Origin of the sequence: Chimaeribacter californicus (assembly GCF_002858675.1) — a bacterium.
Classification (GTDB): domain Bacteria; phylum Pseudomonadota; class Gammaproteobacteria; order Enterobacterales; family Enterobacteriaceae; genus Chimaeribacter; species Chimaeribacter californicus.
Window position 1 is genome coordinate 1 of sequence record NZ_PJZF01000063.1, and the last position, 1529, is coordinate 1529.

The 1529-nt window shown below is 53.9% G+C and carries 2 protein-coding genes; both read right to left on the reverse strand.

Annotation, left to right across the window (positions count from 1 at the left end):
* The coding region (locus tag CYR55_RS22770; RefSeq protein WP_146001036.1) for a hypothetical protein at positions 1 to 353 on the reverse strand (353 nt) is incomplete at its 3' end.
* A gap of 1 nt (position 354) precedes the next feature.
* A complete protein-coding gene (gene parM, locus CYR55_RS22775) occupies positions 355 to 1458 on the reverse strand; it encodes a ParM/StbA family protein (RefSeq protein ID WP_165699655.1) in 1104 nt (367 codons plus the stop codon).
* Positions 1459 to 1529: the final 71 nt, after the last annotated feature.

Here is a 1529-nt window from a genome sequence, read left to right on the forward strand (position 1 = left end):
GCAGATGCGGCAGGAGCCTCAACCCTGGCCGCTGGCGCGGCAGCAGGGATAGAGAAGGGGGTAACCCCCATAAACTCCTGCATACGCGCGAGAAGCAGCTGCTGGCGCTGCTCCACGCTTAACCGTGTGAAGTTCTCTGTATCCAGGAAGCTAAACACTGGTGACAACCCACACTCTTCGATCATCTGGCCAGCCCGGAAGGCTCCCAGTATTTTGGTGCGCTTAATTGCGCGGACGCTGTTTTCCCGGTATTCGTCCAGGAACCGGGTTGCAGCCGGGGACGCTTTTATATCACTGGCGATATTGAAAGTGATGGCATCCCGTTTTGAATCAGTGGGGTTATTACCAGCCATATTAAGCCTCCGAAACGCTTAAGTTTGTGTTCAATTCATTCAGGATCTGATCTTGCTCGTCCTGCATAAGTAAGTGTACGCCGCGTACTACAGCAAATTCTGGCTCATCCGGGATGTAAGTGAAGTCATGCCACTCCTTGGAGAAATCCGGCAGATAGGAGAGCTTACCGCCCAGCCAATTGGCACCACCGCCAACGAACAACAGCATATCGATGTCCAGCATGTTGCGGTGCAGCTCACGAATGTCCATGCGGATCTGGTCAGCCAGCTCCCGCGCCGCCTGTTGCACCAGGTGAGTGATGTCGCGGCGCAGTGCTTTACGGCTTTCTGCCTGGGAACCCACATAACCACGCTCAATAATGCCATCCAGTGAGGCGAGGCTCAGCTCTTTGGCTTCTGGCAAGTTCAACGCTTCCTGGTGCTCCTGGAGCAGGTGATGCAGGCGCATGATCATGGTATGGATGCCGTGCTCAGTGGTTTTGCGCTTCAGGATGTCCAGCTCACCATTCACCAGGGCAATATCACAGGTGAAGCGGCCTAAATCGACGATGATACAGCGCTGGATGCCCTTAAATACCGGGTTATCAGTGCCATCAGCAAGCACTGTCGCGCTCACATAAGCGGTTACCGCTTCAGGGTAAACCACTACCTGCCGAACGACCGGCGGAACAATGCCCCGGGCATAGTTCTTGACGGGCTGCATCAGGCTTTTGCGTTTAGCGGCAATGCGCGCCGTGTTGATCCCGTTGTCACCATAAAACTGATCTGCCGGCAGGGTGTCAGCAATAACCACGTCACGGCCGCTCAGTCCCGCCTTAACCAGCGCATCAATCACCAGCACACGATGAGCATCACTGATTTGATAGCTTGGGTCACAGGTATTCACCAGCTCGATGCCGGTCGCGTCTTTGGTGACAGAGAAGTATTCACCCTGAGACGTGCACCAGGTAGAGGTGGATTCCTGCGTGCCTTGCTGTTGCAGGCCACGGCGTACCAGGGAAGGGCTGATAAAGGTCTTCAGCTGGTGGTTGTGATCCATGTAGCGCAGCGCCACGTTGCCGGAACCGCCATCGACTGCCACAAATACCGGGTTTTGCTTGTTCATAGTCATAATTCTGTCTTCCCTTTAAAAATTAGTTAAACCATTGATAGATTGCGAATTGCGAGATTAATAAT